The following is a 16,784-nucleotide window of genomic DNA, read 5'->3' on the forward strand; positions in this document are numbered from 1 at the left end:
GTGAGTTATTCTAATCAAATAGAAAGGGGGTGTCCGTAAGGACAGGGGTGAGTTAGTTATTTCCTTCCCTACGGAGTAGAAAGTAGAGAGAAGGTTAGAAGGAGAATCTGTTAAGAACTCACCCCCCTTCCCCCCTCTCTATGAAATAGAGAGGGGGTGCTCGTTAGAGCGGGGGTGAGTTATTCTAATCAAATAGAAAGGGGGTGTCCGTAAGGACAGGGGTGAGTTATATCAATGGTGTTTGCAAAAGAAAAGGTGCTAAGAACTCACCCCCTTTGAATTCCCCCTCTCTACGAAATAGAGAGGGGGGTTTAGGGGGTGAGTTATCGTTAATGTTAGGGGATAAGGAAAAATACTTGACAAAAAAATCAATCCTTTTTATATTTCCTCAAAAAGCGATAGCTCACGAAAAATGGGCATAAATTTACACGAGAGAGAGAGAGAGAGAGAGAGAGAGAGAGAGAGAGAGAGAGAGAGAGAGAGAAAGAAACGAAAACAAATAAACATATTTTTATCCGTTGCGGTTGTCATCTTTTTAATTTTTATTGCTGTGCTTGTTTTCTATCTGAATAAGGGCAGTGAGGGGGAAATCATTGCTCTTGCAGAAAAACAGCAAATTTTAACAGCGAAACAAATCACAACATCAATTGAATCATATTTACAGTTAAGAGCACAGGGGTTAAAAGTTCTTTCCTCATTTGAATCAATAAAACGAAAAAATCTTGAACAAATAGCAGACGATGTTAATTCATATTACAAGTATGTCAAATCTTACTTCGTCAATTCCATCTCTGTTTTTGATGAAAACGGTATGGTCATTTATTCAACATCAAAAGAATTGAACGGGAGAAACTTCTCGGGTTTTGACTTCTGGAAAAAATTAACTTCACAACGCTCCGAAAATCTGCTTTACACTCCAATTGTCGTGCTTGATACATCTGGAAATACGCTTTTCAGAAAACCGCTTTCATTTCTCGTCTCACCCGTTTATGAGAAAGATAAATTTCTTGGCGCTGTTGGATATACAATAGAGATTGATTCACTGATAAATTCGTTTCTCAAAACTTTTGAACCAGAAATAAAACTTTACGACACATGGATACTCACATCGGACAAAATTCTTATCTTTCATTCCGCTCATCCAGAAATGCTTTTGAGAAAAGCTCAGATAATGGATAAAAACTGTTTGAATTGTCACATCAATTTCAATTACATTGACACGATGCTTTCAAATGAAACTGGCGTTGTAAGATATAGATTAAAAAACTATCCTGAAAAACTTGCTGGCTTTTCACGATTTAAAATTTTTGATGGAGAGTTTATTTTTGCGGTAACCACACCGTTTGAAAATTTAAGAAAAATTGCAACTGCAAATTTGCATTTCACTTATCTAATCATCTCAATAACTGTTCTCGTGCTTTTAATCTACGGATACATATTTTTCAGAAATTTGCGTGAGACAATACGAACCGAGGAAGAGAGAAAGCAAAGGGAAGCAAGGGAAAGGATTCAAAAACTTTACACACTTCTTTTGCAAAATTCAAATGACGGAATTTACATACTTGACCTTGCAGAGAGAAAATTTATTGAAGTGAACAAGAAATTTCAAGAGATGTTTGGTTATACACTGGAGGAATTGAACAACACTGACTTTATGATGCTTGTTGCTCCTGAATCAAGACCGATGATTGAGGAAAGAATGCAAAAGATAGCACGTGGCGTTCCTGTTCCGCAAAGATATACATTTACTGCACTTGCGAAAGATGGAAGAAGAATTGAAGTTGAAACAAGCGTAAGCTATGTAAGATTTGGAGAAAAGCTTTATGTCCTTGGGATATACAGAGATATAAGCGAAATTTTAAGGCAGAGAGAACTTTACATGAACTTGTTTGAAAACCTGCCCGTTGGAGTTGTGATTCATCAAGATGGTAAAATTGTTAAGTGCAATAGGAAAGCAATTGAAATAGGTGGCGGGAAAACGGAAGAAGATATAATTGGAAAGCCAGTCCTTGATTTTGTCCATCCAGATTACAGAGAAATTGTCAAGGAGAGAATAAAAAATATAATTGAACAAGGTGAATATGCCTCACCAATTGAAGAAAAATTTGTAAAACTTGATGGGAGTATAATTGATGTTGAGGTGAGAGCATCAAGAATTATCTGGGAAGGAAGACCTGCGGTTCAGGTGGTAATTGAAGATATAAGCGAAAGGAAAAGGTTGTATAGAGAGCTATCGCAAATGTATAAAAATGAAGAAGAGTTGAGATTAAAATTTGAGACGATTTTTAAAAATCTTGGGGAAGGAATTTATTTCCAAAATGATAAAGGGATAATTGAACTTGTAAATGATGAATTTTGCAAAATTTGGGGATATAAATCGCCAGATGAACTCATTGGAAAACCGTTTAGTCAGTTTCTTGAAGAATTAAAAGAGCTCGTTGAAGATCCAGAGGAAATTGAGAGGATAAGAGAAGCGGTTGAAAAGAGAAAACCTGTAAAATATCCGGAGTTAAAATTGAAAAATGGAAAAGTAATTGATGGGTTCATCATTCCAATTTATGACTTGGGTGGCAAATATATTGGTTGCACCATACACGATAAAGATATAACCGAAAAGAAGCAAAGGGAGAGAGAGGTTCTTGAGCTTCAAAGATTTGAATTGCTTGGTCAAATAGCAAGCGGAATTGCGCATGACTTCAACAATGTGCTTGGAATAATAATGGGGATGCTTGAGATTGTTAAGTTTAAAACACAGGATCAAAACATCTTAAACTACATTGAATCAGCTCTTTCAGCAACTCAGCGAGGTTCGGAGATAGCGAAACGACTTTTGCAATTTTCAAAGAAGAAAATAGAGGAGTTTAAACCGATTTCGGTAAAAGAGCTTGTTCTTGACAGCGCTAAAATAATTGAGCATACGATCCCGAAAAATATATCGCTTGATGTAAAAGCAGAACTTGATTTTGTCATTTTTGGTTCATATGGTGATTTACAGCAGGTTATATTAAATCTTGCTTTGAACGCAAGAGACGCAATGCCCGATGGGGGGAAATTGTTAATTGAAGTTTTATCAGCTGATAAAAATTTTGTTGAGAGAAAATTCGGGAAAGCTACTTCAGATGTTTATGCGGTTATCTCAGTTTCAGATACAGGTGTCGGGATAAAAGATGAGTTGAAAGAAAAAATTTTTGAGCCGTTTTTCACAACCAAAGAACCGGGCAAAGGAACGGGACTGGGTCTTCCAATTGTTAAGAATATCGTGACATTGCACAACGGATTTGTTGATTTTGAGACAGCCATTGGAAAGGGAACAACTTTTTATGTTTATCTACCGGTTCATATTGCGGAGGAAAAGGAAGTTAAAATAAATCGGGGAGGTAAAGAGATGAAGAAAATAGGCAATGGATTTAAGGCGCTTGTGGTTGAAGATGAAGAGAGCTTGAGGATCGTGATGCGAGATTATCTTGAAATGCTTGGCTTCAAGGTTATTGAAGCGGAAGATGGAGAAGAGGGGCTTAAAAAATTCAAAGAAAACCCCGACATAAAAATTGCGTTTATTGATTACGGTCTTCCGAAAATGCTTGGAGATGAATTGATAAATAGAATTTACGAAATTTCAAAAGATGTTAAATTTGTTCTCATCACGGGGTTTGTTGATTTGAAAATCAGACAATCACTTCCAGAAGGGACCCGCTTTATGAAGAAGCCTTACAATCTTTCGTCTGTTGAAGAAATTGTCAATGAATTGATTGGGGGTAAATAACTCATCAGGAGTCCTTCGGACCTCTCTATCGCATAGAGAGGGGGTGCTTGTAAGAGCGGGGGTAAATTTTCTTATAGAGAGGGGATGTCCGTAAATAAGTCCATTGATTATTTTTTCAACTTTTGCTAAATTAAAGCGAAAATAAATTTGACCTTAAAAATTTATGCGTTCAAGAATTTTAAATTCGGAACAAAAGCACCTTTCAAATTTCACATTCAAAACTTTAAAACAAACATTTCAAGGGAGGACCTACCATGGCAGTCAAAATTCGTCGCGAAGAAGCCCTTGAATATCACAGCAAAGGGCGAAAAGGAAAACTTGAAATTATTCCATCAAAACCTTGTTTGACTCAAAGAGACCTCTCACTTGCTTACACTCCCGGGGTAGCTGAGCCATGTAGAGAGATACACAAAAATCCTGACCTTGCTTATGAATACACGATGAAAGGAAATTTTGTTGCTGTGATTTCAAATGGAACTGCTGTTCTCGGGCTTGGAGATATTGGGGCGCTTGCAGGAAAACCAGTTATGGAAGGAAAAGCAGTTTTATTCAAAAGGTTTGCCGATATTGACGCAATTGACATTGAAATTAACGAGAAAGACCCGGACAAATTGATTGAAATAATTTCAGCTCTTGAACCGACTTTTGGAGGTATAAATCTTGAAGACATAAAAGCTCCAGAATGTTTCTACATTGAAGAGGAACTTAAAAAGAGAATGAGCATACCCGTCTTCCACGATGATCAGCACGGGACGGCGATAATAAGTGGAGCTGCGCTTCTTAATGCGCTTGAACTTGCGGGCAAAAAAATTGACGAGGTCAAAGTTGTCTTCAATGGAGCTGGTGCATCTGCGATCGCCTGCGCAAGATTTTATGTTTTGCTCGGTGTTAAGAAAGAAAACATCATAATGTGTGATAGGAAAGGGGTTATTTACAAAGGAAGAAAGGAAGATATGAATCCGTATAAAGAGGAATTTGCGACGGATAAATTTAGCGATGGGGCAACTTTAAAAGATGCTCTCGTTGGAGCAGATGTATTCGTCGGTTTATCTGTTGGAAATGTCGTCACGAAAGAAATGTTAAAAACGATGGCTGACAATCCAATTGTTTTCGCAATGGCTAATCCAGACCCTGAGATAAGTTATGAAGACGCCATTGAAGCAAGAGATGATGTTATAATGGCAACTGGAAGATCAGATTATCCGAACCAAGTCAATAATGTTCTTGGATTTCCATTTATTTTTAGAGGTGCACTTGATGTGAGAGCAAAGGCAATTAATGAAGAAATGAAACTTGCAGCTGCACGAGCGCTTGCTCAACTTGCGAAACAGGATGTTCCGGATTCAGTTATAAGAGCATACGGTGGGGAAAAGCTTGAGTTTGGGAGAAATTACATAATTCCGAAGCCGTTTGACCCGCGCGTTTTGACTTGGGTTGCACCTGCGGTCGCAAAAGCTGCAATTGAAAGCGGCGTCGCAAGAGTTCAAATAACTGATTGGGAAGAATATAAACATCAACTTGAAGTTCGTCTTGGGATATCAAGAGAAATAATGCGTCCAATTTTCGCAATAGCAAAGAAAAACCCGAAACGAATCGTCTTCCCGGAGGGTGAAGAAGTTAAAATTTTGAAAGCAAGCCAGATTTTAATTGATGAAGGAATTGCAAAACCAATTCTAATTGGCTCGGAAAATGTGATAAGGCAAAGGATTGAAGAGAATAAATTAAGTTTGAAAGATGTTAAAATCGTTGAGCCGTTGAAATATCCAAGGTTTGATGAATATGTTGAAGAATACTATCGTCTGCGCCAGCGTAAGGGAGTAACATTGAAAGAAGCAAGGAAAATTATGACACTTCCAAATTATTTCGGCTCAATGATGGTGCGAATGGGAGATGCGGATGGTTTGATTTCTGGTTTGACTTCGCACTACCCTGATACAATTCGCCCAGCGCTTCAGATAATAAGAATGGATGAGAGATTCACTCGCGTTTCAGGGCTTTACATTATGATAACAAAGAAGGGAACTTTCTTCTTTGCTGATACAACTGTTAACATTGACCCGACGCCTGAGGAACTTGCTGAGATTGCAATTGCTTCTGCTGAAACTGCTCGTAGATTTAACATTGAGCCGGTGGTTGCGCTTCTTTCGTTCAGCAACTTCGGAAGCACTGAAAATCCATACTCTTTGAAAGTTAAAAAAGCAGTTGAAATAATCCGTCAAAAAGCGCCAGATTTAATCGTTGATGGTGAAATGCAAGCCGATACAGCTGTTGTTCCAGAGATAATTGAAGAAATGTATCCATTCTCAACATTGCGCGGTAAAGGTCCAGCAAATGTTTTGATATTCCCGGATCTTAACTCCGCAAACATCGCTTATAAACTTGTTTACAGAATTGGTGGAGCTGATGTGATTGGACCGATACTTATGGGGATGAAAAAACCCGTCCATGTCCTGCAAACGGGAGCTGAGGTTAATGAGATTGTAAATATGGCAGCTATTGCAGTTGCAGAAGCAATTGAAAAAGAAAGAGTTGATGGAAGATAATTTTAACTCGTGAACATTCCCACCTCCATACTTTCGCATTGTGTGGGGGTGGGAAATTTGCTTTTAAGTTATCGGCGATTTAAATCAAGAAATTTACAACAAAATTACTTCAAATTGTGAAAAAGATATTTCTTGTTTCTTTGCTTTTACTCCTGCTCATTGTTTCTGCTTTATCAGAACTTAAAGTCCCCAAATTAACACAGCGTGTGACAGATCTTGCCGGAATTTTGACGCCACAGCAGATAAACATACTTGAAAATAAACTTGCAAAATTTGAAGAAGAAACATCAAATCAAATCGCCGTCTTAATCATTCCATCGCTTGAGGGTGAAGACCTTGAAGATTTTTCAATTAGAGTTGTTGAAAAAAACAAACTTGGACAAGCGGGAAAAAACAACGGCGTTCTTTTTCTCATAGCAGTTCAAGATAGAAAAATGCGTCTTGAGGTTGGTTATGGTCTTGAAGGTGCATTGCCCGACGCATTGTGCGATCAAATTTTAAGAAACATCGTTCGCCCAAAATTTAGACAGGGTGATTACTTTGGCGGGATAAATGATGGAATTGATGCTATAATATCTGCGACAAAAGGCGAATTCAAAGCTGACCCAAGAAAAAGACCTGAAACAAACATAGGGACAATTGTTGCTCTTATAATCATTGGCTTTATCTTCTTGACATTTTTGATTTCACTCATAAGCGGAGTAAGACATTATTCAATTCGTTCAGGTGGGCACGATTCAACACTTTTCTGGTTATGGCTGTTAAGTTCAATGAGCGAAAGAAGAGGACGAGGTGGTGGATTTGGCGGATGGTCAAGCGGTGGTTTCAGCAGTGGTGGATGGTCTGGGGGTGGAGGAAGCTTCGGTGGTGGTGGAGCAAGCAGTAGCTGGTAATTAACAATAAAAATTTCACCCGAAACTATGCTAAAAGTAAAAGACATCTTCAGCAAGGAAGATTTGAAAAAAATTTCCGATAAAATCGCAGAAATAGAAAAATCAACAAGCGGTGAAATCCGTGTTTCAATCAGAGAGAAAAGAAGTTTGATTGAAAGGAAATTAACGCTCTTTGATATGGCTTTGCGTGAATTTTACCGCCTCGGGATGGATAAAACACGAGATCAAACTGGGGTTCTCGTCTATGTGTTGCTTTCCGAGAGAAAACTTCAAATTGTTGCGGATAAAGGAATAAATGAAAAAGTTAACAACGAAACATGGCAAAAAATAGCCGACATGATGGCTGAACATTTTAAATCAGGAAAATATCTTGATGGCATAATAAATGGGCTTGATGAAATTGGCAAAATACTTTACACGCATTTCCCAATAAAACCAGATGACAAAAACGAACTCTCAAACGAAGTTGAGATAAGATGAAAAACAAAAGTAAAAAGCTGCAAATAGTTAACGAATACAACACATTTTACTTCCACGACGAGACATTTGAGGAAGAGTGGGAATCTTATGTTTCATCTATGCTTCAATCTTTGCTTCTACTGAAAAACGATGTTGAAACTTATGGATTAAGCGAAAAATTGCTCGCCAAATACCTTCAAACCGAAAACGGTCTTGATTGTATTCTTGCTTTACTTGGAATTTCACAGGAAGGATTTACAAGGTTGATAACCTTTTTACTGACAATAAACGACAAAGAAGCTAATAAGCTGATAAATAGAAGCAGTTGGAAAAATTTAGAAAAGAGCGAAGGAGAAATTGGCTTTAAATTACTAAAATTAGAAATTCAAAAGAATTCTAAATTATCCATAGGTGTTGCAAATTTACTTATGAGAGGTGCTACATTATCTGTCATAAGAAACGCTTTGCCTTTGTTTGAAATTAAAAAGTTCGATATATCAAAGTTAAATTTTAAAACAGAGGCACTTTTGGATACAATTATAAGATACAAAACAAAGGGACAATATACTGCTTCAGCCAAAAACAACCCAGAAAATTTGATTCGGAAATTGTTGGAAAGAAACGGAATAAATTTCACAAGTGGAAAGATAAAAGGTGTAAGAAGAAACCTTGATTTTATTATCCCAAGTAAGGAAAACCCGATGGTAATTATAGAATCATCCTACGAAGTGACGACAAGTTCAGCTATGGGAGACAAAGCCAAAACTGAAATTGAAGTTAGAAATGATATTAAAAAAATTTATCCTGAAACCTATTTTATTGGTTTTGTAGATGGCATTGGGTGGTATGTGCGTAAAAGTGACCTTGAAAAAATAGTTCAAGCTTTTGACGATGTTTTTACATTTCACAAAATACAACTCCAAAGATTTGAAAAGTTCATAAAGGAGGTTGTTCGCAATGAGACCAATTGATAACTTTATAGACCAAATAATTCAAGGTGATGCTCTTGAGGTTTTAAAGGAAATCCCATCAGATAGCGTGGATATGGTCTTCGCAGACCCCCCTTTTAATCTCGGGAAAAAATATAATTCTTATGATGACAAAAAGAAAGAGATTGAATACTTAGATTGGGCAAGAAAGTGGCTACGTGAAATTGTAAGAATTACCAAGCCAACGGGTTCAATTTTCGTCCATAATATACCAAAATGGCTAATTCACTTTGGAAGTATTCTTAATGAATTTGCGATATTTAGGCACTGGATCTCGTGGGATGCCATGGGTGCACCGCTTGGTAAAACGCTTCTTCCCAATCACTATGGCATTCTCTATTATGTAAAGACGAAGAACTTCAAATTTTACGATATTAGAATTCCACATATGAGATGCAGAAATTGCAATATAATTTTGAAGGACTATGGGGGCAAAAAGCATCTTATACATCCTTTTGGACCACTTGCATCTGATGTATGGACTGATATTCACAGGATAAGACATAAGAAAAGAAGGGATGAACATCCTTGCCAACTTCCGGAACCATTGTTAGAAAGATTAATTTTAATGGCAACTGATGAAGGTGATATTGTCCTTGATCCTTTTATTGGAACTGGAACAACAGCTATTGCTGCAAAGAAACTTGGAAGGCATTTTATAGGAATTGACATTGACCCGTATTATGTTAAACTTTCACGAGAAAAATTAAGCAATGTAAAAGAAAGTAAGATTGGCAATTTTTATGTCAGCGTTTTCCTGGATAAAATTTTAACGATAAGAGATAAGGACTGGGAAAAGTTGAAAAATTATTTCATTTTTGAAAATATAGAATTAAAAGCACCAAAATTAAAGAAACTGGCTGAAATGCAATTAGCTTTATTTACTGAAAAACAAAAGTAAAACTTAACAATGCCACTTTATGGATACATCGGAATTCTGATAATTATAGTCGCCGAGATTTTACTTTTCTCAGGAGTTAAAATTGTCGGCATATATTTTACGCCACTTGTTTGGACTGGATACATCCTGTTTGTTGATGCTTTGAATTTTAAACTTTATAAAAATTCTCTCATAAAAACCCGCTCGTCTGAATTTTTGCTCATGTTACCGTGGTCGGTTATCTGCTGGTTGATTTTTGAAGCGTATAATTTTCATCTCAAAAACTGGTATTACATTGGATTACCTGAAAGCGCAATTGCAAGAACGATTGGCTATGTCTGGTCATTTGCAACAATTTTCCCAGCAATACTTGAGACAACTCAACTTGTTTCTCCACTATTTGAAAAGGTAAAGAAGAAACCATCATCAACAACCGATAAAAAATTATCAACTTATTTCGTCTTTGGTGTAATTTTTCTCGTCGTCCCATTGCTTCTGCCATCTGAAATTGCATCGTATCTTTTTGCTCTTGTCTGGGTTGGATTTGCCTTTCTTCTTGAACCTGTAAATTATAAACTTGGTGGACAAAGTTTGTTCAGAGAATTTGAAAACGGGAAATTGACAACTCTTTTATCTCTTTTCCTTGCTGGTTTGATATGCGGTATTCTGTGGGAATTCTGGAATTATTGGGCTATTGGAAAATGGATTTATACTGTTCCAATTCCATTTGCAGGTCCAAAAATTTTTGAAATGCCACTTCTTGGATTTCTCGGTTTTCCAGCTTTTGCAGTTGAGGTTTATTCAATGCAAAACTTTTTAATTACAATTTTGCGAAAGACTCAAAAACTTGCGGAATTGTTCGGCGTGGTGTAAGAAGTTTTTGATTCATCAAGTGGAATTATCTTAACAATTGCAGTGTCAAGCGTTTTTTCATTCAAAACGAAAATTTCATCAAATCCTTCTGTCGGTATTGATTTTTTTGCTTCAAGAAAATTAACATATTGATTTCTTATCACCTGCTCCCCCACTTTCCTCGGTCTTTTCTGATCTCGTTCTATGCACAATTCAACGGGAATATCAAAAATTATTATGACAACTCTAAAACCGTATTTTCTCGCTATCTCAATAAGTTGTCTTCTCGTTTCCTTTGAAAGCGATGTCGCATCTGCAACCGTTAATCTTCCAACGAGCAATCTTTTTTCAATTATGAAATAAAAAAGTTCAAAAGCATGCTTTGAAACTGCTTGATTTGCTGGGTTGTCGGAAATCATCGCTCTGCAATGATCTGAGGAGACAATTTGTGTTCGTTTAAAAAATTTTTTCGCAAATGTTGATTTACCACTTCCAGCAACACCGCATAATACAACAAGCGTTCTCGGCGTGATTTTTATCTCAACTGTTTCGTCTTTTGCACTTGTTTGCTTTTTAAATATGCTTAAAAACTTTTTTATCATTTCCAAAAGTGAAGTTTTTTCGCAAGTTAATCAAAAATTATGCCAAAATGGCTTAATTTGCAAGCGACAACTTTTTTCAGCTTTGCGAACATTTGACTTTAATTTCGCCGGTTCATAAATTACGAAAAAATAAAAAAGAGGAAAATTATGAGCGAATACATTGGAAAATCAACAATGATACCTGATTATCTTTATCCACGCAAAGGTTCGGCTGTGATCTTTAAAAATAGATTTCTTGAATCATTAACAAAGACACATCCCATAGCTCCACTTGTTGTTTATCTTCCTATTGTCACATACTTTGTTTATCATTCTGCTTACAAACTTGATTTAAAAACTTATAACATCGCTTTGCTTTTTATCGCTGGTGCTTTTTCGTGGACGCTTGCGGAATATCTTTTGCATAGATTTGTATTTCACTTTGAACCAAAATCGTCAATTGGCTACAAAATTCAGTTTATGATTCACGGTGTCCATCATCAATATCCTCAGGATCCGAAGCGACTTGTTATGCCACCAGCAGTGAGTTTAATTATTGCGATTTTGTTCTGGTATGTTTTTAAGTTTTCGCTTGGGATTTATGCTTTTGCGTTTTTCCCGGGATTCGTGGTTGGCTATATAATTTACGATATGACACACTACGCAATTCATCATTTCAAACCGCCGAAGAACAAGCTTCGCTATCTTTGGAGGCACCATCTCCAGCATCACTATAAAGACCCCAACAAAGCTTTCGGCGTCTCAAGTCCACTGTGGGACTATGTTTTCGGGACTACGATTTGAAAAAAGCGGGGTGATTGCTAAATCACCCCGTGTTCTTATTTCGTTATCTCAAGAATTTTGAACCTCAAAATTCCAATCGGAACTTTAACTTCAACCACTTCCCCAACACGTTTCCCAAGCAAGCTCTTTCCTATGGGCGATTGAAGTGAAATTTTTTTCTCCGCAGAATTTGCCTCCTGACTTGAAACAATGGTATATTCAACTTCTTGATTTGTGTCAAGGTTTAAAAGCTTAACCTTTGAATAGAGATAAACCTTGTCCGTTGGTGTATTTTTTACATCTATTATCCTTGCTTTCGCAAGCGTCTCTTCAAGTTTTTGAATTTTGAGCTCAAGCAATTCCTGCTCCTGTTTTGCGGTTTCGTATTCAGAATTTTCTGAAATATCACCGTGAGCCCTCGCCTCAGCTATTTTTCTTGCTACCTCTGCTCTGCCCTTTGTTTTGAGCTCTCTTAACTCCTTCTGGAGTTCCTCATATTTTTCCCGTGTTAAGTAAATGACTTCTTCTTTTACATTTGCCATTTTATAACCCTCAATTTTTGTTTTTACTTAAAACTGTTTGAATAAGCCAGTACCTTTTTATCGTTTCAATTGCTGGTTTCCCATATGGAGAAAAACCGATCTTCAAAGAATCACGCATCAAATCAGCATCCCAATTCCAGATGAAAATCCCATCAACAAATTCAAGATTTGAAATTATATCAAGCGCAACTTGATAACATAAATTTTGCTCTTCAAGATCAATTTTGTCTCCAACTTTCCACGGCTTCACACTTGCTCCATCCGTGCTTGGGTATCCAATCTCGGTGAAAATTAATTTTTTATTTGTGTGATTTTCATTGAACCAACTCATCAAATCGTTTAAATATGGTTGCCATCCAAGAACTATCTCATCATACACAGGATCAACTTTGTTTGAAACGGGGGCAAAAAAATCAATCCCAACATAATCAACATTACTCCAAAAAGAGACATTTCGGTACTCATCAAAATTTGACGCATAAATTATTTTTCCAGAGTAAATTTTTCTCACGCTATCAATCAAATTAACCCATAAATCTTTTTCCGAACTTAAACCAGCAAGCTCCGTCCCAATGCAAAACATCTCAATTCCCATCATCTCGCAAAGATTAGCATAGTTTAAAACATACCTTGAATAATTTCTGAACCACGCTTCTTTATCAAATGGCTTTATCTTTGTCCGTGAAATATCATCATAAGTGTCAATGTGAATTTTTAGCATAACCCCGAGATTTTTTGAATGTGCGTATTGAACTATTTGAGCGATTGAATAAACACTTGGAGTTTTGTTTATATCTTCAAACATCGTCGTATCTTCTGCGTTTTTTTGATAAAGCGTCACAACTATTGAAACCCAATTTGCTCCTGTTGTAAGCATTGTATCAAGCGAACTTTTCGCATAATCGGTTGAATACTCACCTCTTTTCCATGAGACGAAGTTAAAACCTTTTTTATATGTCTGAATTCGTTTTTTCATTTCTTCATCTTTTACATTGACAATGAAACTACAGCCAAGCAAAGCCAAAAAATTTAAAACAAGAAGAAATTTAATCAACCCCGTTTTCATCAAACCTGCGTCCCGCCAATTGTTATCTCGCTTATTAAAATCGTCGGCTGTCCAACTCCAACTGGGACATGCTGTCCATCTTTCCCACAAGTTCCCGTTCTTTTCTCAATTTCAAGGTCGTTCCCAACTCCAACAACCTTTTTCATAACTTCAGGACCGTTTCCAATAAGATTTGCACCACGAATTTGATAAGTTATCTCGCCATTTTCTATCAAATAACCTTCGTTTATTTCAAAGACGAAATTTCCACTCACTATATCAACCTGCCCACCGCCGAGAGATTTTGCATAAATCCCGAACTTAACACTTTTTATCAAATCTTCTGGGTTGTCTTTTCCTGCGTCAATAAATGTGTTTCTCATCCTTGGCAATGGATAATGTCGGTATGATTCTCTGCGCCCGTTCCCCGTTGATTCAAGATTCATAAGTTTTGCGTTCAATTTATCAAGCATATAACCTCTTAAAATTCCGTTTTCAATTAAAACTGTCCTTTGCATCGGGGTTCCTTCATCATCAATGGAGAGCGAACCTCTTGAATTTGGAATAGTTCCATCGTCAATTATCGTGACAAGTTCTGAGCAAACTTTTTGACCTATTTTTCCTGAATAAACAGAGATTCCTTTTCTGTTGAAATCACCTTCAAGACCGTGTCCGACTGCCTCATGCACAAGGACACCACCCCAGCCAGATTTTATGACGACTGGAAAATTTCCCGCAGGTGATGGCTTCGCTTGAAGTTTTGAAATCGCTTGCTTTGCTGATTCTATCCCAAGTTCTTCTGGTGAATTTGAAAGAAGATGCTCATAACCATATCTTCCACCAAGATAACTTACTCCCATCTCGCGCAAACCATCATCAATTGCAACAGAAACGACAAAAATTCTAAACAACGAATCATCACTTTCAACATAAAGTCCCTCGGAATTTGCAATCCAGAAATAGCGTGTGCTTTCGTGGTAGTTTATATCAACCTGCTTTATTCGCCCGTCATAACTTCTCGCTGAATCATTAACACGCTTCAACCATTCAATTTTTTTGTCAATTTCAAGAAGATAAATTGGCTTTTCAATTGGATAAATTTGTTTGATTTTTCTTTTCTCTTCAAGATTTACAGATTTAATTTTTGAATTACTATCCGCAATGTATGAAGCAACTTCAGCGACATTGAGAATTTTTGCAAAGTCAAAATCATCCGTATATGCGTAACCAGTTCTTGCACCTGATATTACTCTCACGCCAAGCCCCGGAGAAATGCCGTAGTTTAAAGTTTTAATTTTGTTTTCGGAAATGTTTATCGTTGTTTCAACTCTATATTCAAAATAAATCTCTGCGAATTCTCCACCTTTTGCAAGCGCCTTCTCAAGAACTTTCTTTATCTGCGCTATGTCAAGTATTTGATGATAAGCAAAGTTCATTTGCCTTCGTTTTCATTTTTTTCATTCATCAAAATCAAATGTCCAAGTTTATCTCTTTTTGTGCGAAGATAATTTATATTGATTTCATTTGGCTGCACTTCAATTGGGACTCTCTCAACAACTTCAAGCCCATATCCAGCAAGTCCGACGATTTTCTTCGGATTGTTCGTCAAAAGACGCATCTTTCTAACTCCAAGATCAACAAGTATCTGCGCACCAATTCCATAATCTCTTAAATCAGGTTTAAAACCAAGCATTTCGTTTGCCTCAACTGTGTCCTTTCCTTCATCTTGCAATCTGTAAGCTTTAATTTTATTCACAAGCCCGATCCCGCGACCTTCCTGTCTCATATAAAGCAAAACACCTCTTCCTTCTTTTTCTATCATCTTCATAGCGGAGTGAAGTTGGTCACCGCAATCGCACCTGTATGAGCCGAAGACATCACCTGTTAAACATTCGGAATGCACACGAACAAGGACAGGTTGCCCATCGTCAATTTTTCCTTTCACAAGGGCAACATGAACTTTTCCATCTGTCAAGCTTTCATAAAGATGAAGTTCAAAGAATCCGTATTTAGTTGGAAGTTTTGTGGTTGTGATTTTTCTTACAAGTTTTTCTCGTTGAAGGCGGTAGCTTATCAGGTCTTTTATGGTTATGATTTTGAGTCCGAATTTTTTCGCAATTTTGAAAAGTTCTGGGACACGAGCCATCGTTCCATCGTCGTTCATAATTTCACACAGGACACCGGCTGGATAAAGTCCCGCAAGTCGCGCAAGGTCAACCGCTGCTTCTGTATGTCCTGCCCTTCTTAAGACACCACCTTCAACAGCTTGAAGCGGGAAGACATGCCCAGGTTTTGCAAAATCCCCAGGCTTTGAATTTGGATCAACAATTGCTTGAATCGTTTTTGCTCTATCAAAAGCAGAAATTCCTGTCGTCGTCCCCTTACGATAATCAACGCTGACAAGAAAAGCGGTTCCGTGTTTTGCAGTGTTAAATTCAACCATCGGTTCAAATTCAAGCTCACGAGCTCTTTGTTCGGTTATAGCAACGCAAATCAAACCACGACCATATTTTGCCATAAAATTAACTGCCTCAGGAGTAACTTTTTCAGCTGCAATTATGAAATCACCTTCGTTTTCCCTGTCTTCATCATCAACAACGATTAACATCTTGCCCTGTTTTATGTCCTCTATCGCTTCTTCTATTGTGTTAAACTTCTCCACCGGCATCATAAATCACCTCCGAAAAATTGTTATTAAAAAAATTTGGGACAGAATGCTCTGTCCCACATAAATTTCCAAAATTTTTGGTCAGATGTTTTAACTTTGACCTTCACGATTTACAACAGCAATTGCTGCTTTTTCAAATTTAATTTTGACTCCATCATCAACTTCAAGCAGAATCGTTCTATCATCAAGACCAACGACTTTGCCGTGGATTCCGCTTGAAGTTATAACTTTGTCTCCCTTTTTGAGGGACTCAATAAGTTTCTGATGTTCCCGTGCCCTTTTTTGCTGTGGTCTTATGATTAAAAAGTAAAAAATCAAAAAAATCGCAACAAACATTATTATCGTGCTTATCAAACTGCTTGTGGCGTCCGGCTGTTGAAACAAAAGAAGATACATATCTCTTTACCTCCGTATGATTTTGCTTCTGAATTTTGGTTTAAGATAAGCAAAGAAATCCTCATTTCAAAATTTCGCTCAAAACATCTGAACTATCTCATTCTCATACTCTGGGAAATAATGCATAATTTCACGAAGATCAAAGCGACGCAAAATTGATGTATTTTGCTCACACTTATTTTTCTTGCAAGATATATTTTCATCGCTTTAAAATAAAATTTGAACTTAAGCGATGGCTTACAGCATTGAAGTTAAACAGCTGAAGCCGTTTCCAGTTGCAGAATTTGAAGTTAAAGTTTCAGGCAAAACTGAGAAAGGGCATATTGTCTCTGTTGATGAAAATTATTTTTAGAAAGTGAGAGAAGGAACAATGACGGCTGGATTTCTTGT

At 37.0% G+C, this 16,784-nt stretch carries 15 protein-coding genes; 9 read left to right on the forward strand and 6 right to left on the reverse strand.

Going from position 1 to position 16,784, the window contains the following annotated elements:
* Nucleotides 1–412 precede the first annotated feature (412 nt).
* The 7 genes from AWW83_RS08830 to AWW83_RS08860 all read left to right on the forward strand — a co-directional run bounded on the left by AWW83_RS08830 (nucleotide 413) and on the right by AWW83_RS08860 (nucleotide 10,400).
* A complete protein-coding gene (locus AWW83_RS08830; RefSeq protein ID WP_092350973.1) occupies nucleotides 413–3,763 on the forward strand; it encodes a PAS domain S-box protein in 3,351 nt (1,116 codons plus the stop codon).
* 254 nt (nucleotides 3,764–4,017) lie between these two features.
* A complete protein-coding gene (gene pta / locus AWW83_RS08835; protein WP_092350975.1) occupies nucleotides 4,018–6,306 on the forward strand; it encodes a phosphate acetyltransferase in 2,289 nt (762 codons plus the stop codon).
* A gap of 116 nt (nucleotides 6,307–6,422) precedes the next feature.
* Nucleotides 6,423–7,199 carry a TPM domain-containing protein gene (locus tag AWW83_RS08840; protein ID WP_159421163.1) on the forward strand — a complete coding sequence of 259 codons (777 nt, stop codon included), beginning with the start codon at nucleotides 6,423–6,425 and terminating at the stop codon, nucleotides 7,197–7,199.
* Between the two features lie 27 nt (nucleotides 7,200–7,226).
* Entirely contained in the window at nucleotides 7,227–7,679 is a 453-nt protein-coding gene (locus tag AWW83_RS08845) for a TPM domain-containing protein (protein ID WP_092350979.1), read from the forward strand.
* The gene (locus AWW83_RS10065; RefSeq protein WP_143713956.1) at nucleotides 7,676–8,629 is read left to right on the forward strand and encodes a DpnII family type II restriction endonuclease; all 954 of its coding nucleotides are present in this window, start codon (nucleotides 7,676–7,678) and stop codon (nucleotides 8,627–8,629) included. Before AWW83_RS08845 ends, AWW83_RS10065 begins: the two co-directional genes overlap by 4 nt.
* Nucleotides 8,616–9,548 carry a DNA-methyltransferase gene (locus AWW83_RS08855; protein WP_092350981.1) on the forward strand — a complete coding sequence of 311 codons (933 nt, stop codon included), beginning with the start codon at nucleotides 8,616–8,618 and terminating at the stop codon, nucleotides 9,546–9,548. The genes AWW83_RS10065 and AWW83_RS08855 overlap by 14 nt, the downstream gene beginning before the upstream one ends.
* 9 nt (nucleotides 9,549–9,557) lie before the next feature.
* Nucleotides 9,558–10,400 carry a hypothetical protein gene (locus AWW83_RS08860; protein WP_092350983.1) on the forward strand — a complete coding sequence of 281 codons (843 nt, stop codon included), beginning with the start codon at nucleotides 9,558–9,560 and terminating at the stop codon, nucleotides 10,398–10,400.
* On the opposite strand, the gene AWW83_RS08865 is transcribed toward AWW83_RS08860, so the two are convergent.
* Nucleotides 10,367–10,981, reverse strand: coding sequence for an AAA family ATPase (locus AWW83_RS08865; RefSeq protein ID WP_092350985.1), 615 nt, complete (start codon nucleotides 10,979–10,981; stop codon nucleotides 10,367–10,369). The two genes, AWW83_RS08860 and AWW83_RS08865, sit on opposite strands and share 34 nt — an antisense overlap.
* Nucleotides 10,982–11,128: 147 nt before the next feature.
* On the opposite strand from AWW83_RS08865, the gene AWW83_RS08870 reads away from it, so the two are divergent.
* Nucleotides 11,129–11,764 carry a sterol desaturase family protein gene (locus AWW83_RS08870; protein ID WP_234697289.1) on the forward strand — a complete coding sequence of 212 codons (636 nt, stop codon included), beginning with the start codon at nucleotides 11,129–11,131 and terminating at the stop codon, nucleotides 11,762–11,764.
* Nucleotides 11,765–11,799: 35 nt separating this feature from the next.
* On the opposite strand, the gene greA is transcribed toward AWW83_RS08870, so the two are convergent.
* From greA to yajC, 5 genes are all read right to left on the reverse strand, one after another.
* Complete coding sequence (gene greA / locus AWW83_RS08875) at nucleotides 11,800–12,285, reverse strand: transcription elongation factor GreA (protein ID WP_092350987.1); 486 nt, start codon at nucleotides 12,283–12,285, stop codon at nucleotides 11,800–11,802.
* Nucleotides 12,286–12,295: 10 nt separating this feature from the next.
* Nucleotides 12,296–13,351 carry a glycoside hydrolase family 113 gene (locus tag AWW83_RS08880; RefSeq protein ID WP_092350989.1) on the reverse strand — a complete coding sequence of 352 codons (1,056 nt, stop codon included), beginning with the start codon at nucleotides 13,349–13,351 and terminating at the stop codon, nucleotides 12,296–12,298.
* A complete protein-coding gene (locus AWW83_RS08885) occupies nucleotides 13,351–14,766 on the reverse strand; it encodes a TldD/PmbA family protein (protein ID WP_092350991.1) in 1,416 nt (471 codons plus the stop codon). Before AWW83_RS08885 ends, AWW83_RS08880 begins: the two co-directional genes overlap by 1 nt.
* Nucleotides 14,763–16,001: a bifunctional 3,4-dihydroxy-2-butanone-4-phosphate synthase/GTP cyclohydrolase II gene (locus AWW83_RS08890; protein ID WP_092350993.1), complete on the reverse strand. Its 1,239-nt coding sequence runs from the start codon at nucleotides 15,999–16,001 to the stop codon at nucleotides 14,763–14,765. Before AWW83_RS08890 ends, AWW83_RS08885 begins: the two co-directional genes overlap by 4 nt.
* An 87-nt stretch (nucleotides 16,002–16,088) precedes the next feature.
* Nucleotides 16,089–16,394, reverse strand: coding sequence for a preprotein translocase subunit YajC (yajC, locus tag AWW83_RS08895; protein WP_092350995.1), 306 nt, complete (start codon nucleotides 16,392–16,394; stop codon nucleotides 16,089–16,091).
* Between yajC and AWW83_RS08900 the strand changes: the two genes are divergently transcribed.
* Nucleotides 16,374–16,553, forward strand: coding sequence for a hypothetical protein (locus AWW83_RS08900; RefSeq protein ID WP_092350997.1), 180 nt, complete (start codon nucleotides 16,374–16,376; stop codon nucleotides 16,551–16,553). The genes yajC and AWW83_RS08900 overlap by 21 nt on opposite strands.
* The last annotated feature ends 231 nt before the right edge of the window (nucleotides 16,554–16,784 follow it).

It is taken from the genome of Candidatus Chryseopegocella kryptomonas, from assembly GCF_001536065.1.
In the GTDB taxonomy this organism is placed as follows: Bacteria; Bacteroidota; Ignavibacteria; order Kryptoniales; family Kryptoniaceae; genus Kryptonium; species Kryptonium kryptomonas.